Source organism: Pseudomonas sp. KB_12 (assembly GCF_052114545.1).
In the GTDB taxonomy this organism is placed as follows: Bacteria; Pseudomonadota; Gammaproteobacteria; order Pseudomonadales; family Pseudomonadaceae; genus Aquipseudomonas; species Aquipseudomonas brassicacearum.
Window position 1 is genome coordinate 1 of the sequence record NZ_JBFREY010000107.1, and the last position, 449, is coordinate 449.

A 449-nucleotide genomic window follows, 5' to 3' on the forward strand; every position below is an offset into this window, starting at 1 on the left:
GGTTATGCCGCCGGTAGGCGTCAGAGTCTCGTTGAATACCGAAATGCAGAAATTTCTCGCAGAGAAGACTGTTACTCCGAGTCCCGGACTGAATCCGAGGGTGACGGCTGACAGCGCACAGGTATCGGCGGCGTCTGTGGCGTGGACGAAAGCGGAGCCGGACACGCTGATGGCGCGGGTGCTTGCACCGGCCAATCTCAAGCGTGCGTATCAACGCGTAGCCAGCAACAAGGGCGCGCCGGGTGCCGATGGCATGACGGTCGACCAGTTGGCGGGCTATGTGAAACAGTATTGGCCGATCCTCAAGGCTCGGTTGCTGGCCGGCGCGTACCACCCGCAAGGTGTACGTGCTGTCGACATCCCCAAACCCCAAGGCGGAACCCGTCAGTTGGGCATCCCATGTGTCGTGGATCGCCTGATCCAGCAGGCTCTGCTGCAACAGCTCACAC

The 449-nt window shown here is 61.2% G+C and carries 1 pseudogene; it reads left to right on the forward strand.

Annotated elements, in window-relative coordinates:
- Positions 1 to 4 precede the first annotated feature (4 nt).
- Positions 5 to 449, forward strand: a pseudogene (locus AB4Z20_RS28070) (group II intron reverse transcriptase/maturase); the annotation flags it as partial.